General features: G+C 40.6%; 1 protein-coding gene. It reads right to left on the reverse strand.

The window, feature by feature from the left end; genetic code table 11:
- Window positions 1-109 precede the first annotated feature (109 nt).
- Window positions 110-1,564, reverse strand: coding sequence for an IS1182 family transposase (locus ACIQVU_RS20200; protein WP_340805685.1), 1,455 nt, complete (start codon window positions 1,562-1,564; stop codon window positions 110-112).
- Window positions 1,565-1,866 lie beyond the last annotated feature (302 nt).

The raw sequence follows: 1,866 nt of genomic DNA on the forward strand, positions 1-1,866 counted from the left end.
GAGGGCACTGAAAAACTTACATTTTTTACGATGAATTAGTTTTTCAAACAAAAATAAGGCACTTTCCATTCGTTTTTGAATGGAAGGTGCCTTATTTCTTTCTTTTTTCCTACTCTTTTTCACTCAGTAGTTTGAGTATCCGTTTCAGATTGACCGCAAAGATCGTCGTGGCTCCTTGAATTTCCATGCCAAATAAACCCGCCGATTTTGCTGTTTTAAAGCCGTGTGGGTTCTTTAATTCACTATTTTTCGCTTCGATTTTATAGCGTTTGCTGGCAAGTGCTTTGAATTCGGCTGTTTCCTGGAATGCTGCTTGTTCTTGATGTGTATCGGATTGAATCGTTACACTATACGTTTTACTTTTCGCCCCTTCCTTATAACAGCCCTCTCGCATCGGGCAAACTTTACATTTTTCAATATCAAAATGAAACGTTAAACTTTGATTCAGGGTTTTCCTGCCCGTACGTCTTTTGTGAGTTGCCATGTGCCCCGCTGGACAAACAAACATACCCGCATCCTTGTTATAATCAAATTCAATTTTCCGTTGTCCGCTGCCATTTGTGATTACTGGATTTAACTTTGAAATTAACTGAAACTGCTCCGATTTTGCATACACTAAATTCTCTTTCCAGGAATAGGCGGCATCACCAATCACCGTGTCAATTTCCATGCCGGCAGTTCTACTTTTCTCTACCAACTCTTGTAAATAGTGCCCATCACTTTTTTCACCCGTCGTCACAACCGCTGCTGTAATAATACGTTCATCACTCATCGCAATATGCGTTTTAAAACCAAAGAAAGAAGAATCTGCTGACTTATGGCCAACACGTGCATCCGGATCATTTGAATAGCTTAAATGATTCTCATAATCATCTATCACTTCTTTTAAAACATTTAATTTTTCTTTCACAGCCGGGATTTGTGCAACCTTTGATTGTGTTTCGACTGCTTCAACTACTTGACGACAGTAATCTAATTCTTCTGTGACTTCATTTGACGCAGGCTTCTCAGGGAATTTTCCGACCATGTTTTCGTCTAGTTGATACACGGCTTTACGTACATTTTTGGATTTTTCCTGTAAAAATTCTTTGGGCGTTTTCTGGTTATATCGCGCTTTTGTATGGGTAGCGTCGACAATCACCATTTTACTAAGGAGTAGTCCTTTCTCTAAAGCAATTTCAACAGTTTTCTGAATCAGTAAATCTAATAAATTCATATCTTGAAGACGGAGTCGACGGAATTTTGTCAGGGAACTGGGGTCGATCACTTCCTCTTCTGGTGCCATATCTAAAAAATATTTAAAGGACATATCGAATTTTGAACGTTCGATAAGGTCGGCATCCGACAGGTCATGAATCGCTTTTAACAGTAAATATTTAAACATGCGAATCGGTGGAATCGCGTTACGGCCATTAACTAAACAGTATTTCGATTTTAGTTCGTCTAGAATAAATGAGAAATCCACAAGTTCATTGATTTGGCGAAGCATATTGTCCTTTGGAATAATTAAATCGTACAACGCCATGTACGGGCTTAAATTGAATGTTTCCTGTTTAGAAATCATGGTCGCACCACCTTTTATTAGTCCTTTAATTATACAGGAAATTTGTGAGATTATACGAGAGGAAAACCCTTCTAGTGATGAAAGTGGTCCCAGTTGATTGGAATGGAGGCGGCGACTTCTGCGGGAACAGCACGAGCGGAAGCACCCGGACTGAGCAAAGCGAGGGAGAAGGCTGGAGCCGTGCCCGCGAAACGCGTCCGCCGCAATGGAAATCAACGGCATCGAAGAAAAAGAGAGTACAGGAACGAATATTCGTTCCTGTACTCTCTCACTTGTGCCTGAGGGACTTTTTCAGTGCCCTC

This window comes from Lysinibacillus sp. NPDC098008 (assembly GCF_044760715.1).
GTDB lineage: Bacteria > Bacillota > Bacilli > Bacillales_A > Planococcaceae > Lysinibacillus.

What these genes read in the sequence shown, in the direction of transcription:
- ACIQVU_RS20200 (WP_340805685.1), bottom strand. Translation starts at nt 1,564, where the DNA reads ATGATTTCTAAACAGGAAACATTCAATTTAAGCCCGTACATGGCGTTG.